The 16207-nt window shown below is 40.6% G+C and carries 22 protein-coding genes; 14 read left to right on the top strand and 8 right to left on the bottom strand.

What is annotated here, in order from left to right:
- Positions 1-4: 4 nt before the first annotated feature.
- Positions 5-190: a hypothetical protein gene (locus ACTWPM_RS02235; protein WP_443131436.1), complete on the top strand. Its 186-nt coding sequence runs from the start codon at positions 5-7 to the stop codon at positions 188-190.
- Positions 191-515: 325 nt separating this feature from the next.
- Positions 516-797 (top strand): hypothetical protein, encoded by a 282-nt coding sequence (locus tag ACTWPM_RS02230; RefSeq protein WP_443131435.1) that lies wholly within the window; start codon positions 516-518, stop codon positions 795-797.
- 3 nt (positions 798-800) lie between these two features.
- Here ACTWPM_RS02230 and ACTWPM_RS02225 read toward each other — a convergent pair whose 3' ends face one another.
- Positions 801-1598, bottom strand: a complete 798-nt coding sequence (locus ACTWPM_RS02225; protein ID WP_443131434.1) for a polysaccharide deacetylase family protein — start codon at positions 1596-1598, stop codon at positions 801-803.
- 476 nt (positions 1599-2074) lie between these two features.
- Between ACTWPM_RS02225 and ACTWPM_RS02220 the strand changes: the two genes are divergently transcribed.
- The 8 genes from ACTWPM_RS02220 to ACTWPM_RS02185 all read left to right on the top strand — a co-directional run bounded on the left by ACTWPM_RS02220 (position 2075) and on the right by ACTWPM_RS02185 (position 8696).
- Positions 2075-2935 carry an AraC family transcriptional regulator gene (locus ACTWPM_RS02220; protein WP_443131433.1) on the top strand — a complete coding sequence of 287 codons (861 nt, stop codon included), beginning with the start codon at positions 2075-2077 and terminating at the stop codon, positions 2933-2935.
- Positions 2936-3163: 228 nt separating this feature from the next.
- Positions 3164-3778, top strand: coding sequence for an HAD family hydrolase (locus tag ACTWPM_RS02215; protein WP_443131432.1), 615 nt, complete (start codon positions 3164-3166; stop codon positions 3776-3778).
- Positions 3779-3855: 77 nt separating this feature from the next.
- Positions 3856-5016, top strand: coding sequence for an FAD-dependent monooxygenase (locus ACTWPM_RS02210; RefSeq protein WP_443131431.1), 1161 nt, complete (start codon positions 3856-3858; stop codon positions 5014-5016).
- A 775-nt stretch (positions 5017-5791) separates the two neighbouring features.
- Positions 5792-6430 carry a pyridoxamine 5'-phosphate oxidase family protein gene (locus ACTWPM_RS02205; protein ID WP_443131430.1) on the top strand — a complete coding sequence of 213 codons (639 nt, stop codon included), beginning with the start codon at positions 5792-5794 and terminating at the stop codon, positions 6428-6430.
- Positions 6431-6515: 85 nt separating this feature from the next.
- On the top strand, positions 6516-6755 hold the full coding sequence (locus ACTWPM_RS02200) for a hypothetical protein (RefSeq protein WP_443131429.1): 240 nt from the start codon (positions 6516-6518) through the stop codon (positions 6753-6755).
- Between the two features lie 165 nt (positions 6756-6920).
- A complete protein-coding gene (locus tag ACTWPM_RS02195; RefSeq protein ID WP_443131428.1) occupies positions 6921-7778 on the top strand; it encodes a GNAT family N-acetyltransferase in 858 nt (285 codons plus the stop codon).
- 214 nt (positions 7779-7992) lie between these two features.
- On the top strand, positions 7993-8448 hold the full coding sequence (locus ACTWPM_RS02190; protein ID WP_443131427.1) for a hypothetical protein: 456 nt from the start codon (positions 7993-7995) through the stop codon (positions 8446-8448).
- Entirely contained in the window at positions 8445-8696 is a 252-nt protein-coding gene (locus ACTWPM_RS02185; protein ID WP_443131426.1) for a hypothetical protein, read from the top strand. The genes ACTWPM_RS02190 and ACTWPM_RS02185 overlap by 4 nt, the downstream gene beginning before the upstream one ends.
- A 141-nt stretch (positions 8697-8837) precedes the next feature.
- Here the strand turns inward: ACTWPM_RS02185 and ACTWPM_RS02180 are convergent, their stop codons facing one another.
- Together ACTWPM_RS02180 and ACTWPM_RS02175 are read right to left on the bottom strand one after the other, a co-directional pair.
- Positions 8838-9377, bottom strand: coding sequence for a hypothetical protein (locus tag ACTWPM_RS02180; RefSeq protein WP_443131425.1), 540 nt, complete (start codon positions 9375-9377; stop codon positions 8838-8840).
- Positions 9378-9525: 148 nt separating this feature from the next.
- Positions 9526-9861 carry a winged helix-turn-helix transcriptional regulator gene (locus ACTWPM_RS02175; RefSeq protein WP_443131606.1) on the bottom strand — a complete coding sequence of 112 codons (336 nt, stop codon included), beginning with the start codon at positions 9859-9861 and terminating at the stop codon, positions 9526-9528.
- Between the two features lie 123 nt (positions 9862-9984).
- Between ACTWPM_RS02175 and ACTWPM_RS02170 the strand changes: the two genes are divergently transcribed.
- Complete coding sequence (locus ACTWPM_RS02170) at positions 9985-10479, top strand: lactoylglutathione lyase family protein (RefSeq protein WP_443131424.1); 495 nt, start codon at positions 9985-9987, stop codon at positions 10477-10479.
- Positions 10480-10758: 279 nt separating this feature from the next.
- Entirely contained in the window at positions 10759-11229 is a 471-nt protein-coding gene (locus tag ACTWPM_RS02165; protein WP_443131423.1) for a hypothetical protein, read from the top strand.
- A gap of 51 nt (positions 11230-11280) precedes the next feature.
- Here ACTWPM_RS02165 and ACTWPM_RS02160 read toward each other — a convergent pair whose 3' ends face one another.
- A complete protein-coding gene (locus tag ACTWPM_RS02160; RefSeq protein WP_443131422.1) occupies positions 11281-12906 on the bottom strand; it encodes an L-lactate permease in 1626 nt (541 codons plus the stop codon).
- Positions 12907-12934: 28 nt separating this feature from the next.
- Positions 12935-13900 (bottom strand): L-lactate dehydrogenase, encoded by a 966-nt coding sequence (locus ACTWPM_RS02155; protein WP_443131421.1) that lies wholly within the window; start codon positions 13898-13900, stop codon positions 12935-12937.
- Between the two features lie 391 nt (positions 13901-14291).
- Here ACTWPM_RS02155 and ACTWPM_RS02150 point away from each other — a divergent pair, with 391 nt between their 5' ends.
- A complete protein-coding gene (locus ACTWPM_RS02150) occupies positions 14292-14471 on the top strand; it encodes a hypothetical protein (protein ID WP_443131420.1) in 180 nt (59 codons plus the stop codon).
- A gap of 42 nt (positions 14472-14513) precedes the next feature.
- Positions 14514-14696, top strand: coding sequence for a hypothetical protein (locus ACTWPM_RS02145; RefSeq protein WP_443131419.1), 183 nt, complete (start codon positions 14514-14516; stop codon positions 14694-14696).
- Between the two features lie 85 nt (positions 14697-14781).
- Here the strand turns inward: ACTWPM_RS02145 and ACTWPM_RS02140 are convergent, their stop codons facing one another.
- Genes ACTWPM_RS02140 through ACTWPM_RS02130 form a run of 3 tightly spaced genes read right to left on the bottom strand, consistent with a single transcriptional unit; the run spans position 14782 to position 16042 of the window.
- Positions 14782-15594, bottom strand: a complete 813-nt coding sequence (locus tag ACTWPM_RS02140; RefSeq protein WP_443131605.1) for an alpha/beta fold hydrolase — start codon at positions 15592-15594, stop codon at positions 14782-14784.
- Positions 15558-15707: a hypothetical protein gene (locus ACTWPM_RS02135; RefSeq protein ID WP_443131418.1), complete on the bottom strand. Its 150-nt coding sequence runs from the start codon at positions 15705-15707 to the stop codon at positions 15558-15560. Before ACTWPM_RS02135 ends, ACTWPM_RS02140 begins: the two co-directional genes overlap by 37 nt.
- Before the next feature lie 11 nt (positions 15708-15718).
- Positions 15719-16042: a hypothetical protein gene (locus tag ACTWPM_RS02130; protein ID WP_443131417.1), complete on the bottom strand. Its 324-nt coding sequence runs from the start codon at positions 16040-16042 to the stop codon at positions 15719-15721.
- Positions 16043-16207 lie beyond the last annotated feature (165 nt).

Raw genomic sequence — 16207 nt, 5'->3', positions numbered from 1 at the left:
CGGTTTGAATGGTCTAATCGGGATTGGTTTAGCTATTTTGACCATTATTTGGCTCGCTATGGAGATAGCAACTGTAGAAGACAGGGGCAAAGACAGCCGTTCCTACTTCAATGCTTTGAAAAGAAGCTTACTTTTTGTTATTCCTTTATTCGCGCTGGCAGGTGTGATTTATTATGGATTTTTCAGTTAAAAAGATAGACCTTTAAAAACCTTGATTACCAAGGTTTTTTAATGCTGTTTAATCGAGCTCCTCCCGTTATCCAGATTCAAATGATTGAATAAGGAAGTGATAGAAAAGGGGGAGAGAAAAGTTGCCATTGTGGACATTAAACTTCTTTATGAGGAGCGGAAATAAGTGGTTGTTTATCCCGAAGTTTCGTCTATAATTATAGGAAAAGGCAGCTGGAAATTCAGTCTTCCTAGTTGGATTATATAAAATCTTCCTACGTGATTCCCTTAGATTAAAAATCTATTATAGGTAAGGACGTGATTCTATGTTGAGATGTTCCTGGTGTATGAAGAAGATTAAAGAAAATAAAGAGGTATTTGGTTTAAGCGCTAAATTTCATGAGGGCGTAGATTACTCGGATAAAGAAGGAACCATTACTCAAATATGGTTAGACACTCGTAATACTAGGGTCCCTATGATTGTCACATCTAAAGACTCTGAAGCCAAAAAGGAGGGAGCCGACGCAATGTTTGCTCTCTGCAGTGAAAAGTGTGGCAAGAAAATGAAAGAGACGCTAAATAAAGAAATTTCAATAATTAAGGATTATAAAGATATCTACATGGCTTAAAGATTACTTATCACTATAACCACGTTCCTCATTCGATAATTTTTCATCTGCATGATGGGAAGACGGTTGACCATGATGATTCAGCTGCCACATTTCAGGAACCGTAACGAATCGGTATCCATGGCTTTTTAACATCGGGATCAGTTCATCGAGAGCATCTACAGTACCACTTAAATCCTGCGTCCAGTGGCCAGCATTATGCATTAAAATAATCGCGCCAGGGTGCACATTGTTGATGACTTGGTCCGTTATAACTGATTGCCCCGGCCCTTTCCAATCTTCCGTATCGATAGACCAGCCAATTCCCTTGTACCCCATGAATCCGAGACCCAACACCTGCTGCTCGTTTAAAGCACCATAGGGAGCTCTAAACCATTGAGTGGTTTGCCCGGTAGCTTGATAAATTTGATTATTGGTTTGATTAATTTCCCATTCCATTTGATGAATGTCTGCTTCAGCAAGGTTTGGATGCCAGTATGTGTGATTCCCAATCACATGCCCTTCATTCACCATACGTTTTGCAACATCGGGGTGTTTAGCTACACGTGATCCCATTAAAAAGAAAGTCGCTTTTATCTGATGTTTGTCTAATATATCCAATATTTCAGGCGTGTACTTCTGATCTGGACCATCGTCAAATGTAAGAGCAATAACTTTATCCTGAATCTGACCCTGATAGAGCATATGGTTAGGAAATTCGGTTTGTAGAGGATAATTGTCTGACTGGGAACTGGAAATATTAGTAAAATTAGCCAGGCAAATCAACGTCCCCGCTAATAAAATAAAAATTCGATCTAACATAGAATAACCTTTCCTTTCCCACTTCTTTGTGCCTGATCAAGATCCTTCTTCTAATTATTCGGACGCTGCATTAAAAAAGGGCAGAGCGTACAGCTCTTACCCAGCTATAAAGGTGAACCTTTAACAACCTCAGTAGATAGCGTTGTTCAGGTTCCTTTTTATTATGTTCCTTTTACTAAAAACCATCCACCTGCTGTACGTTTAGAAAAAACATAGAGAACTCCTGCGAGCAGGAAGTTCTCTATAGGTTGAATTGGTCACTTGCGCTGAAATTCTAACTCCAAATTGCTTCTGCTCAGATACCACGGTTTAAATCACATTCCAGTTTTTTAACGAGCCACTTTCCCGTTCAGGGGTGGGAAAGACAGGCGGTGGTATAATAAAAGAAAACTCTTCCAAGTCCTGTTCCACTCAAGCAGAAATGGACAGGATTTCATCACCAGAGAAGGTTACTATAGGCACAGGGAGTGATTCATATGGCGTTAGTTGAGTCCATGCAAAGGTCGATCGATTATATGGAAAAGCACATACTTGAAGATATTTCGATTGAAGAAATCGCTTCGCAGGCCAATACTTCTGTCTTTCATTTTCAACGCATGTTTACTTTGTTAACGGATATTCCAGTGGCCGAGTATCTCAGAAGAAGAAGGTTCACGCTTGCCGCTCATGAACTATCCAAATCCAATCTCAAAGTGATCGATGCAGCCTTGAAATATGGATATGAGACTCCTGAGTCTTTCGCTAAAGCCTTCAAAAAACAACATGGAATTACACCTAGAGAAGCGAAGGGTTTTAAGGGAAAGATGCAATCCTATAACCGCCTGGTAATTCAGGTGAATGTGAAAGGAGCAGAACCTATGCTATACCACATGGTAGAAAACGGGCCTATTCAAGTAGTGGGTATGAGGGTAGAGCTATCCTGTGAAAATGGAGAGAATCAGCGTGTTATTCCTCAGCTGTGGGAAAAGGTAAATGAAGATGGGACTTCGGAGCAGTTAATCAAATTAAATGATGGAGGGATTCAAGGGCTTCTCGGTGTATGTGTAGATAAAAGTCATTTGAAAGCCAATATGATGGACTATTGGATCGCTTCCGCTCATGACGGAGAGCTGCCTGAGAACTTTTCAAAACTTGAGCTGCCTGCTTCTAAATGGGCGGTATTCGAGGTGCACGGTCCTATGCCCTTGTCCATCCAGAACGTATGGAAGCAGATATATTCCGAATGGTTTCCATCCAGCGGCTATGAACATGCCGGCACCCCGGACTTAGAAGTCTATTCGGAGGGAGACCCTTTCAGCGAGGACTATTATTCAGAAATCTGGATTCCGGTGAAGTAAATGTAGAAACGCACGCAGGATATATACTTAAAGAAGAGCTCATTTGCACAATGCGAATGAGCTCTTCTTTGAGTAAAGCCACCCTTTGAACATAAGTGAGGCTTCATGTTCAAAGGGTGGATAGATAACAGGCAAGTGTTTCTTATATAGAGAAGTGGGTTAATAAACTAATATTATTGAAAATATGGAAAATTTCTTTCATATTGGAAGTAGGGAAGGAGTGAACACATGGATAGTATTATTTTTGATTTAGACGGGACACTTTGGGATCCAATTGACACCGTGGTCGAAGCCTGGAACGAGCAATTAAAGGATTATCCAGAGGTTAAGCAGCTGACAAGGGAAGACTTTGAGGGCGTTATGGGTCTTCAAACCGATGAAATTAAAGAGAAGTTATTTTCAGACTTAAATGAAGAGAAGAGAGACCATATACTAACGCGCTGCTTTGAGGCCGAACAGAAGTTTATCCGTAAACAGGGAGGAAATCTTTTTCCTCATGTTGAAGAGGTTTTGGAAAGACTCTCGGTAAATTACCGTCTATTTATTGTAAGTAACTGTCAGGACGGCTATATCGAATCATTCTACGACTATTATAAACTTGAGAAATATTTTTCCGATTACGAGCACCCAGGAAGAACAGGTCTGTCCAAAGGTGAAAACATTAAATTTTTGATGGAAAGAAATGAATTAAGGGCACCTGTCTACGTAGGAGATACTCAGGGGGATGAACGGGCTTCTGATCATGCTGGAATTCCTTTTGTATTTGCAGCATATGGATTTGGAAATGTAGAGAAATGGGACTGGAGCATAAAGGAATTTAAGGATCTGTTAAACTTGTTTTAGATCCTTGGCCCTATTTTTCCAAGGAAAAAGAACAGTTTTTAGATATTCACTACCTATTTAACCTGGAGGCTTGAGCGATGAAAGTACTTATCGTGGGCGGGGGCATAGCTGGGTTGACTCTTGCCTATTGGATGAATCAGAACGGAAATGAAGTGCAGGTCATAGAAAAGGCTCCAGAATTAAGGACAGAAGGCTATATGTTGGATTTCTTTGGGCCGGGCTATGATGTGGCAGAAAAAATGGGTATTCTCGATTCGTTGCAACGCATTCATTATCCAATTTCAGCTTTAAAATTCCTGAACAGAAAAGGCAAGCATAAATTCGAGCTCCCTTATCCTTCTCTCAGACATTTATTTAATGGGCGGCATTTTAACTTTCTGAGAGGTGATTTGGAACAGGTATTATATGAACTGGTAAGGGAACGCGTAGATTTCAGGTTTGGAGTAACCACCGAGGATATTCAACAGGATGATGAACAAGTGCATGTAACGTTATCTGATGGGAGTCGGGAAGCGGCAGATATAGTAGTGGGAGCTGATGGTGTTCGGTCTCAAGTACGTTCTCTAATGTTTGGCGACCATCACAACTATATCAAGCACTTGGGCTATTATACAGCTGCCTATATTATTCATAACTCCACTATGGAAAACCAGTTAAGTAATGCTTTTTATTCCTTATCATCCCCTGGTCTCCAGGCTTCCGTCTATCCGATCAGAGGAGATCGGTCAGCGACGTTCTTTTTATATAAAGCATCAAAAAAGGAAGAGCACTTATCTGGAAAAGAAGCAAAGGATGAGCTGGAAAATCAATTCAAACATATGGGTTGGATTGTACCAGAATTGCTCGATAAAGCAGACGAGGCGTCGGATTTTTACTTTGACGAAGTTTCCCAGGTGGTCATGCCTCGCTGGAGTAAAGGTCGAGTCGTCCTTGTAGGGGATTCCTGCCAGGCCGTTTCTCTGATGGCAGGGCAGGGAGCGTCATTAGCAATGACCGGAGCCTATGTACTTGCGCGTTGCTTACATGAAAATAAAGACGTGAAACAGGCGCTGGATAAATACGAAGATGATTTAAAACCTCAAATCATGAAGACACAGGCATCCGGCCGGCGATTTGCTCATTACTTTCTCCCGGACACACGTTTGAGAATCTTCATTCGTGACCTGACCATGCGAATTAGTGTACTTCCGGTAATTAGAAGGTTTATAAATATGAACAGAGCACGAATTCCAAAGTGAAATTCGTGCTTTTTTATGTGCGTTTAAAGACTAACCGGATGTTAAAAGGAAACTTATGCTGATGAATACAAGTGATAAGGAAAGATTTATGCTTCTACTGGTTAATAATGTTAAAATTAACTTAATATTTAGTATTATTAATTCTTTATATCCTTAAATTCTATGGTAACACCCATTGCAGATGCCACTTGAGAATCCTTAATTTTTAGGGAAGGGAGTTGTTTACTAAGGTGAAGATCATTCAGCAGGAACCCCATTACGGAACACATCTTCTCGTAATCTTACTTTCATTTCTCACTTTAAAAAAGGTTAAAAGAATCGAAGCTGTAAAAGAGGTATTAGAAGAGGAAGTCCAACTTTACTGGAGGAAAATTTAAACCTGCCTATCCTAACAAAAGAAAGGAAGGATCGAATGAGAGCTTTTTTCTTACTTCTGGCTGCTGCTGTTAATGTCTTCTTTATAACTAGCACACTGTTTTTGCATTCTATACGACTAAACGGGTTTTGGCTTTTGTTTTTTGGCATATTTCTACTAGGGAGTCTCCTCTTTTCCGGGTACGTGTTTGTAAAAAATCGCCGCAAACCTAAGAGTTTAACAACAATCGGGTCAGTAGCGGTTCTCTCTATTAGTGCAGGATCGATTGGCTGGTACTCAGTTCTAGCGATTTTAGCTTTTGTAAGCTCATCAGTAAGTTCTTAAGCCTTTTTCAAAGCTTAGCACTAACGCATATAATCAGGGGAAATCCTATAGGAATACCTCAGGGAGTGAATTTTTTTGAAAAACGAGTCTCCTTTTAAACATCTCGTCCATTCAATAGCTGAACTGCGCGAAGTTACGGGTGAGCCAGGTGAATTGGCTAAGAGTAAAGTCATCTCTCACCTGGATCAAAGCTGTATAAAGTTTATTAACCATTCACCGTTTTTAGTGCTTTCTACGGTGAATCAACAGGGGGACTGTGATGCTTCTCCGCGTGGAGATCAGCCAGGCTTTGTCCACGTTTTGGATTCTACAAGATTGATCATCCCTGAACGAAAAGGCAATAAACGTCTTGATTCTATACAAAATATTTTAACGCAGCCATCCGTTGGTTTGCTTTTTATCATTCCAGGGACCGGAGAAACCTTGCGAGTAAACGGAACAGCTTATATAACGAGAGATCCGGAATATCTTGAGAAGATGACCGTTCAAGGAAAAACTCCATTGTTAGGTATAGGAGTTGAAGTTAAAGAATGCTTTCTCCATTGTGCCAAAGCTTTTAAACGCTCGAAACTATGGGAACCGGAGCACTGGCCGGAAACAGAGAACCTCCCATCTGCCGCTAAAATGTTGGCTGCTCATGCTAATATACGGGGAGTAACGGAGGAATCGGTCGAAACAAATTTGAAAGAAAGCTATACGAAGCGCCTGTATTAGGTTGAGTGTATTATCCGTCTTGTTTTTTGAATGTTAGAACTAGGTTCAGAACGTTCTGTCGTATCTTAGAAAGGTGGTAGGAAGAATGGGCACGGTCTTAGTACTGCTTGCTTTAGTTGCGATCAGTATATGTGGAATTTCATTAGGATTATTATTCACTAAAATAAGTCTCTCTTTTGGTTTAGCCATCAGCGCCAGTGTACCTTTCATTGTTGCTTATTTATTACAGGTTACGTCGGTATTTTACCTCATTCCCATTTTGCCTTTAATGACGTTAAGCGTTCATATCGGAAGAGGATCAAGAAAGAAGCAATTACTCAGATGAGTTAAATATCGGCAAAACTCGTGAAAATTTCCCAGGAAATAATTCGTTTCGGCAATTAATTGGTTCACTTTCCAAAAGTGGAATGTTCCAACGCACCTCATAATTGAACCAAATTCATGGTAGACAGAATTCACCAGCTTTTGTTTAAAGAAAGGGAAGGAGCCAATGAATAGAAAGGATTACCGCCTAACCAGCAGAATGGAAAGAATTTTTCAATCAGCGGAAGAAGCCAGCAGTCAAAGAATCATAGAGCCTCATCACCTATTCATTGGTGCGTGTAAAGAAGCGACGGGGGTGTGCGGGGAACTTTATTTATATCTATGGCAGAAACTTGGCGAAGATTTTATGAGCCTAATCGAGAAATTGCATAAACAGGCTTCTATTTCAGGTTCCTCCACCTTTCACCATTTTAATATCTCAACTGGAACTGGAATTGTTCTTGATATGGCGAACGAAAAGAAATCACATTTTGGACAATCTCTTATTAATGAAGGTCACGTGATCCAAAGTATTCTGGACACGGAGGTTCCGTTAAGTCATATACTCACTGAGGAAATTATTCAGGGCATTATCCAAATAGCTTGTGTGCCTAGAGATTTAATCGTTAACTTAAATGATTTTAAGGCTGCTCATACAAAAAGTTGGACCCACTCCATAAGAAGGGTCGATACTGACGATCTTAGTGAATTAAAAAGCTTCATCCGAAGTGAATTTGGAGAGCGCTGGATAGAGCATATTGATAAACAAAAAATGAAGCAGATTGAGAGACCTATTTTTATAGCCCAATATCATGAAGAGATTATCGGTTTTGCCTGCTATGATATAGTTCGAAACCGAAAAGGACTATTCGGTCCAATGGGGACATCTTCAGGGCGGCGATTTCGATCGGTTGGAAAAGAATTGCTACATAGATGCTTACTGGAGATGGCAGACGAGGGCTACGAATATGCTGTGATCGGAGAGGCAGGGCCAATTGAATTTTATGAGAAAGCATGCAACGCAAAGTTAATCCCGAACTTTTAGTTTAAAAAGTTGCCTACAGAACACTTTTTTTAAAAAGTAAATGGTTGAAGGGAGTGCGTGACTTTAAAGACAGTATGCTTCCTATTAGTCATCGTACTTCTTTTCCTAAACGGGTTGTACAGACATAGGAGATCGTAAAAACAAGCCTGCTGATATCGAATGAGAACAGATAGGTTAACGGCTAAAAAATTATTAGAGACAGGCGGGATAGGGTTTGGAATTCGATGTTAGCGCAGAGCGTCTATTTATGTTTAATATTTTTGGTCTTGTCCTGTTGTGGAACATGCTAAGAGAAATTTATGGTGCTTCCATACTTCTATTCTTCATTTTATTTTTAATCATGGTGGTCATCAGTTCGTTTCGATATAAATTTGAAGTAGGTCATGACCAATTAGTGTATCGACTCCTATTCTTTAAAAAAACAATTTACATAAGAAAACTTGCTCCCAGCGATATCAGTCAAATCAGATTTGTCCGACTGATGTGGGCTAAAAAGACCGTGTTGATTAAAGTGAAAAGCGAAAGAAAGATTCGGTTAGTTGAACCCAGCCCTTCTACAGCTTTTGACCATTTAATGGAGTTTGCGGATAAGCATGAGGTTGAATTGCATAAAACAAGAGATTACTTGCTTTTAGAGAGGAAAAAGGAAAGAGGAGGGAGGAGCTATTGAATGTGCTGCGAATAGGAAAGTTTATTATAGGGGTGATCGCCCTGCTTCTGGCAGGCTATCATTTCTTCATACATCGGATTGATTTTGGAGGGAACTGGAGTATGGTGCTCTTCATTTTTATGTTTTTGCTAATCGGTGTAGATGATATCAAAACTCAATATAGTAGTAATACAGGTGGCTATATCTTCTTAGCTCTGTCTCTGATGTTATTTTCCGGACTGGTCTATAATTTTTTGCAAACTCTTTGATAAGTCAAGATAGATTCGTGCACGGAAACTTATGAACTGGTTTAAGTTTTTTAACTTCTGGAGATTTTTTTAATGAGAAACAAAAATTTAATCCTATAAAAAACCCCAACCATCAACGAGTGGGATCTTTTATATCAACTATTAGGAGGATATCCCCTCAACATTTACTATAAAAGCTTTGGAAAGTGAGCCCAGGAATTCCTGATTTTCATTATACCAATCCAATCTTACAAAATACCTTTCTTTACGGCCATCTTTGCTGGCGCTATGGATCGTTATTTCATTTTCTTCCAACGTTTCACCTTCAATCGTTGACTCATAATATCTGGACAAGTGAGTCTGAGAGGGCTGTTTCCCATCGATATGAACCTGAATTGCCTCACCATCCTCTACTTGCGTAGCTTCCAATCCTTCCGTCATTTCCTCATGGTTGATCTGGTCGACGGTGGCAGAATCCTCTGAACAGTCAGGGGCAAAACACCCGCGAATTTTATTCGTCTCAATTTCTTCTCCTTTATATGTAAAGGTTACGGTCGGCTTTTCCTCTAGAACGTCTTTGCTCTCACTTTGAGCTTCATTGGTACCTGAGCTGGACTCAGAATTTGAATCGGAAGTTTCCATTTCTCCGGGCTGACAGGCCGCTAAAGTTAATAATAGAACCAAATAAACGAACTTTCTCACACTTCTACGCCCCTTAAAAAATCACATTGTTTATGAATCATAACAAGCCATGATTCTCTCCTCAAACTATTTAGCCTTCCTTATAATCAATTAAACCTAGATACCGAATAATTAAATGTAAAAAAGATAAAAAAGACCAATGATTGTATTACTCTAAAGAACCATGCTCCGTACCCCACATGTGCATCTGTTCAAGAATAGGCAGGAGCGTCTTTCCAAAGTCTGTAATGGAATACTCTACTTTGGGAGGAATACTGTTAAATTGCACACGATGAATAAAACCATCCTCCTCAAGCTCTTTAAGCTGTTGGCTTAAGACTTTGTGCGACACCCCGGGAAGTAATCTTCTTAAGGCATTGTACCGAAGAGTTCCATCTACATTCAGGTGCCACAAGATGACAGTTTTCCACTTGCCGCCTATTTTCTTTAATGTATATTCAATGGAACATTTCAATTTTCCGTCGTTATCCAGGGGAGTATCCATTTTCATAACCGTCCTTTCTTACTTACAGGTAAGTGTCTAACTAAAAAGTGCATACTTATATTCTCTCTGATTAAAAATTATAATGTATCTTGTACAAAAAAAGAAATGAGGAGGAACGAACGTATGCACACTTATCCTAGAGCATTCTCTCACATTGGATTATCCGTACCTAATTTGGATGAGGCGGTTCAATTTTATACAGAGGTATTTGGCTGGTATGTCATTATGGAGCCATCAGCAGTGGAGAATGATGATACGCCGATTGGACAAATGTGCCGTGACGTCTTCGGCAATGATTGGGACGAGTTTAGAATTGCCCATTTAGCAACCGGAGACCGAATCGGTATTGAACTATTTGAATTTCCGGAAAACGAGCAGCCGGAAAATAACTTTGAATACTGGAAAACGGGAATCTTCCATTTCTGTATTCAGGATCCGGACATCGAAGGAATTGTTGAAAAAATAAAACAGCATGGCGGAAAGCAGCGTATGCCGATCCGCGAATATTATCCTGGTGAGAAGCCGTTTAAAATGGTTTATGTAGAAGACCCTTTTGGGAACATTTTCGAGATTTACACGCACAGTTATGAATTAACCTACTCAGAGGGTGCTTATTAAATATGTAAGGGGCGAATCTAAATAAATGGGTTCGTCCTTTTATTTTTGAAAATTATCCTAATTAAAATGCTCCCCTTTCTAAATTACTTTATATCTTAGAGAAACGGAGAAATTAAATTTTGGGCTCCAAAAAGTGACATTGGATACTTAGTTGAAATGGGTGAGAGCCTACTTGAAAATTTAGGGAATCCATGAAAATCTGAAACAGTCTATTCATTTTGATCGTATTATAATTAAGACAGAAAGGAACCAAAGAATGGAGAGAAAGATTCATGACTTGTGATACTTATCAGTGAATGGAACATCCAGTACAGCAACACGTCCATTTGGAAAAAGAAAGCCAGGGGATCTTTGTTCAATTTGTTAGCGCAAGTAATCGTTCTTTTTTTCATTTTGTTCCGGAACGGCCGCGTAGAGGAATTCCTGGTGTATCTAGTTGGAGGGGTGACGGTGATCAGTGTCTTGCAGATAATCCATTACTTGAAAATGCCGGAGCGGGATTATATTCGTTTCGAAGAGCGAAGCATTGGTATCCGTCGTGGTATTGCCGATCCAAGATGGAGGGTAGAAGATAAGGAAGTTCAGCGGGTCCAGCAGGTTGGGGATGTGCTTTCCATTCGGAAGGAAAGCGGGGATGAGGAAGAGATTTATTTGGAAAATGTAACTGAAACGGATGCGGATAAAATCATTCAAGAATTCCGTAAACGATACGGTGATCGCATGCATACAAAAGCTGAAGAAGAATCCTAATCGACCCCAGACAACACCACCCGTATAAAAACGGGTGGTGATAGGAATCTATTAAATTCCGATTATAGATAGTAAGAAGGTTATCGTACATACAATGATTAATAGCCCTAAGCTATACTTCAGTGTCATTTTAAACAAGGTTGACTCCTGCCCCGTTTGTTTTACTGCAGCTGTCGCAATGGCGATGGATTGAGGGGAAATCAGCTTGGCCATCACTCCGCCAGCCGTATTGGCTGCGAGTAAAAGCGCCGGGTTTGCCATGATTTGATTCCCTGTGACCACTTGCAAATGGCCGAATAAGGCATTGTTACTAACTACAGAACCAGTGATGAAAACGCCGAGCCAGCCAAGGATGGGGCTGAACAGAGGAAACAGAACACCGGTTTTCGCTAAAGCTAGTCCAATAGAGGAACTTAACCCTGCGAAGTTGGATAAGTTCGCGAAGCCCATGACGAAACAAATGGTCAACACGGGAATCCATAGTTCTTGAATGGTTATTTTTAAGGAGTTCATTCCTTGCGGCAGGGTAATCGCTGAACTGAACAGTCCAGTAAGGAGAACGGCCACTAAAATGGCGGTCCCTGTCGCAGATATTAAGTCTAATTTGAATAGGGCATCTAAAGCTACCGTATCTGGAGCAATCGGCGGAGCTTTTTGGATTTCCTGATGGAGAAATGGAACCGGTATGAATGCGGTTGTTTTTTCTAAAAGACCGCCTTCACTGAACAGAGCCTTAAAAGAAGGCAGACTCCAGACGGTGATGGTTGCCGTTAAGATATAGAAGGGTGACCAGGCTTTAATGATTTCTTTAATGCTGTAAGATTCACCCTGTTGAACATCTGGAGCGTTCTCTTCCCGGTGAATGGTTTTCGGCTGCCATTTTCTCAGGAATAAAGCTAGGCCAGCCATACTAGCAAGCGCAGCAAGAATGTTAGCAAGCTCAGGTCCCAGGAACAAGATGGTGAAGATCTGCGCTCCTGTATAAATTCCGCTGACCACAAACAACGCAGGCAAGGTTTCTTTAATCCCTTTCACGCCACTCAAAATGAAAACGAGCAAAAATGGAATAGCGAAGGAAATCAGCGGGAGAATGTAAGCAAGTGTCCGGGAGAGCTCCATCGTTTCCAGATTCCCCATCTGTGCTCCTACAATAACAGGAATCCCGATGGCACCGAATGCACCAGAAGCAGCATTCGCGATTAAACATAAGGCCGCTGCTTTCAGCGGTCGGAATCCAAGCTCTACAAGAAGAGCGGCACTGATAGCAATCGGTACACCGAACCCTGCCGCACCTTCCAGGAATGCGTTAAAGCTGAAACCAATTAATAACAGCTGTAGACGCTGATCCTGGGAGATGTTCGCAATACTTGAGCGAATTACTCTAAATTTCCCCGTACGAACGGCAATCTTGTAGAGCCAGACCGCCATGATGACGATGTAACCGATCGGCCATAGTCCGTTAGCTACGCCGTGCAGGGAAGCAGAAACTGCTTTCCCGAACGGCATATCAAAAAATATAATGGATACGAGAATACTTAGTCCAAGGGTAAGAAAAGCGGCTATGATTCCTTTCATTCTGAAACGTGTCAGCGCTAGAAAGAAGAAGAATATAGGTAAAGCTGCGATCAGCGCACTAATAAATATATTTCCAAACGGATCATACTGCTGTAACCACACGGACGATCAACTCTTTTCTACGATTATTCTAGGTTGTTGGCTGATTTTCAAAATTTGCGCCTAAGATGTCCTTCAGAACGTTAGCGCTGTGATCGAACTGGCTTTGTTCTTTTTCATTTAAGCTGACTTCCACGATATTCCGTATACCTGTGCGGTTTAGCACAGCAGGGACTCCAATATAAACGTCCTTCGTATTGTACTCTCCATTCAAATGAGCACTCACTGTCATAATACTGTTTTCATTATTAAGAATAGCTTTCGTAATGCGAGTCAGACCCATAGCAATGCCGTAATAGGTTGCACCTTTCTTTTCAATGATATGGTAAGCTGCATCACGAACATTGGTGAAAATCTCATCAAGATCTTCCATGTGGTATTCTTCGTGACGTTCCACTAATTCGTATACAGGCACCCCGCCAATAGATGCATGGCTCCACACAGGAAGCTCAGTGTCTCCGTGCTCGCCAATGATATTGGCGTGAACGTTAGAAGGGGATACGTCAAAATATTCACCTAAGAGAAAACGGAATCGGCCTGAATCGAGAATCGTTCCACTTCCGATCACGCGCTCTTGCGGCAGTCCACTAAATTTCCAAGTCGCATACGTAAGGATGTCTACTGGATTTGTAGCAACCAAGAAGATCCCCTGAAATCCGCTCGCCATAACTTGATCAACGATAGTTTTAAAAATAGTCAGGTTCTTTTTCACAAGATCTAATCGAGTTTCACCGGGCTTCTGATTTGCCCCTGCACAAATACAAACGATATCGGCATCTTTACAATCTTCATATTGACCGTACCAAGTTTTTGTTGGGTTTGGAGCAAAGACCTTACCGTGGTTCAAGTCCATGGCATCTCCCATAGCTTTATCTTCATTCAAATCGATAATAACGAATTCTTCTGTAACGGATTGATTCAGCATAGCAAATGCATAACTGCTTCCTACAGATCCTGCTCCAATCAGGGCAACGCGGTTAACTTGTTTTTTAGTCATATGAATTCCTCCCAAAGGATAGTTATGAATGATTGTGAAATATATCACATATTTATTGTGCAACATTCTACTTCCTAAATCAATAGAATTTGTGATATTTTTCACAAAGTTGTATTTTGCAAAAAGGTAAGCGTTTTCTTGTCCACATTTTGTTCAAAAAGAGCTTCTAGTCAAGTAATGTTGGAGTTGTGGGAAGAGATTTAATCTCCACCTGATTTTAAAAAGTGTTTAGTGAAACCTAGGGCCCGTATTAGGAAGCTGTTTCACACGTAAATTTATTTAGAAAAATTTGTTCTTCTTGCAACCATTGTGGAATTTAATCGTAAAGAGAGATAATAATCTAATCTAAAATAAAGCTATCATCTGATATTAATAATCCGGAGGTGTACAAATGGACTTGTTTTTCTACATTACGATCATTGTTGGCTTTTCTCTTATCTATTATGGATATGTCAAAAAAATAGACAATGATTTAAAAAAGAAAGAACTTGAAATCGAAGAGAAAAAGCTAGAGCTGGAAATGAAAAAAATAGATCATGAGAAGAACGGACCAGAACAGGGAGGAGACTGATGACTTCTGGAGGTCATCAATGATTTTGTGGGAGGTATTATTGTGAAAACGTATATGATCTTGTTTATTGTTGTGTTTCTTATGCATGGAATGACCCTGGTGAATGTAACGCTCTTTGATGGAGATTGGAATGGAATTGTTCTAATGATTTCTAATCTATTGTTTCTGGTTGCCTGCGTGTTATTTGGTGCAGAATTTCGTGCGCATAGAAGAGCAAAGGGCTGACAGCTTAATCGGGAGCGGAGCCAGAGCACCAACGGTCGCAGATTACCTTTTGCAAGGAAATCAGCCAATGTTGCCTTATGTGAGTTTATCGTGATTCTTTAAGTGCTTTTTCAGCCATTTTAAATATCATTTCCTGGTGTCCCTTTTCGAATAAAAATAAATGACCTTGGCCTTCAAGAGGATGGAAGATTGCATTAGGAATATGGTCTGCAAGATGTTGTCCGTAAGAGAAAGGCACTAATCTGTCTTCTGTTCCATGAAAGATATGAACTCTGCCGGGGATATCTTGCAGCTTCACGCCCCAATCCACGTAGTGGACGGCAGCATCAATCGCAACTCCTTTTCCACCTTGCCGGAAAGCTTCTTTTTGTTCGGCTATAAACCGTTTTTGAAATTGCGGGTCGTTCGCAATCTTTTTGTCCGTCTCATTTACCGTTTTTAACAGGCTGTTGATGGTCTGCTTTGGTAACGTCTTCATGGCTATCCCCATCCCTTTAAACAATAAGCCAAATAATACAGGAAATTTCGCTGCTAATTTGATGGACAGACGGTCTGCGGGAGCTTCAAGTTTGTTTGCAGCATCAGGCATTTCAGCAAAATTCGTATACCCTGCAAAAGCGAAATTAAAAGTTAAACGGTCGGCTAATGAATAGCTGCAAACGGTGGTGTGGGCACCACCACCGGAAGTTCCCATCGCACCAAATGTATCGATTTCTAGAGCATTCGCAAGTTCTCTTATATCTTCGGGATAATCCAGCAGCACCCGATGCTCTTTAATAGTTGAACGTCCCATTCCAGGCCGGTCCATAGCTATCATGCGAAAACCATATTTCTTAGCTGTTTTTTCAAAGGATTGGGCTTCTAATCGTGAGCCTGGCCCTCCATGAGCATAAAAGATCGGTAACCAGAAAGATCGCCATACTCACAATAGGCAAGGGTTCTGCCATCTTTTATTTTTATCGTATTGGTTTGAACCGCTCTCATTAAGACACCGCCTTTATATTCATTCACACTAGTAAATCTTACTCTCCCATTGCTATTAAGTACATCTTTGATAAACCTTTATATTCTACTATGATGACAGGAGATTTTTCTTCAGTTGTATAGATTTCAGCCCCGACAGGAGCATCCGTTGCCATTCCTTTTTCCACTTCCCCTAGTTTTTCTCCTTTTTGATACCCTTTGTCTTTTACCCATTCAACTCCACGAGTGTAGACAGTACCATCTTCCAGCTCTATAAGATCAGCGTCTGGGTTCAGTTTTAATACTTGGCTCTTTGAGAGGAGTCCTCCTTCGTTTGCGCCAGGGGAACATCCAGCTATAATAATAAGAAATGCTAAGCACACTAGTAATATCCTCATTTTAGCTCCTTTCAAACTACACCAAAAGTCACAGTTCAGGGAAAAATAATAATGTATAAGGCAAGAATACCATGGAAGATTTGAAATGAGAAAAACCTCCACCTCAGGTCATCCAGATTATGGATGACCTGAGGTGGATTTTTTTGGATT

Origin of the sequence: Halobacillus sp. K22 (genome assembly GCF_052246795.1) — a bacterium.
Lineage (GTDB): Bacteria > Bacillota > Bacilli > Bacillales > Halobacillaceae > Halobacillus.
This window is presented reverse-complemented; position numbering and strand designations above follow the sequence as displayed.

Excerpts from the sequence above, each read along its gene's own strand:
- ACTWPM_RS02150 (WP_443131420.1), top strand. The coding sequence starts at position 14,292 with ATGGACTTGTTTTTCTACATTACGATCATTGTTGGCTTTTCTCTTATC.
- ACTWPM_RS02195 (WP_443131428.1), top strand. The coding sequence starts at position 6,921 with ATGAATAGAAAGGATTACCGCCTAACCAGCAGAATGGAAAGAATTTTT.
- ACTWPM_RS02225 (WP_443131434.1), bottom strand. The coding sequence starts at position 1,598 with ATGTTAGATCGAATTTTTATTTTATTAGCGGGGACGTTGATTTGCCTG.
- ACTWPM_RS02170 (WP_443131424.1), top strand. The coding sequence starts at position 9,985 with ATGCACACTTATCCTAGAGCATTCTCTCACATTGGATTATCCGTACCT.
- ACTWPM_RS02230 (WP_443131435.1), top strand. The coding sequence starts at position 516 with ATGAAGAAGATTAAAGAAAATAAAGAGGTATTTGGTTTAAGCGCTAAA.
- ACTWPM_RS02210 (WP_443131431.1), top strand. The coding sequence starts at position 3,856 with ATGAAAGTACTTATCGTGGGCGGGGGCATAGCTGGGTTGACTCTTGCC.
- ACTWPM_RS02200 (WP_443131429.1), top strand. The coding sequence starts at position 6,516 with ATGGGCACGGTCTTAGTACTGCTTGCTTTAGTTGCGATCAGTATATGT.
- ACTWPM_RS02175 (WP_443131606.1), bottom strand. The coding sequence starts at position 9,861 with ATGGATACTCCCCTGGATAACGACGGAAAATTGAAATGTTCCATTGAA.
- ACTWPM_RS02155 (WP_443131421.1), bottom strand. The coding sequence starts at position 13,900 with ATGACTAAAAAACAAGTTAACCGCGTTGCCCTGATTGGAGCAGGATCT.
- ACTWPM_RS02220 (WP_443131433.1), top strand. The coding sequence starts at position 2,075 with ATGGCGTTAGTTGAGTCCATGCAAAGGTCGATCGATTATATGGAAAAG.
- ACTWPM_RS02215 (WP_443131432.1), top strand. The coding sequence starts at position 3,164 with ATGGATAGTATTATTTTTGATTTAGACGGGACACTTTGGGATCCAATT.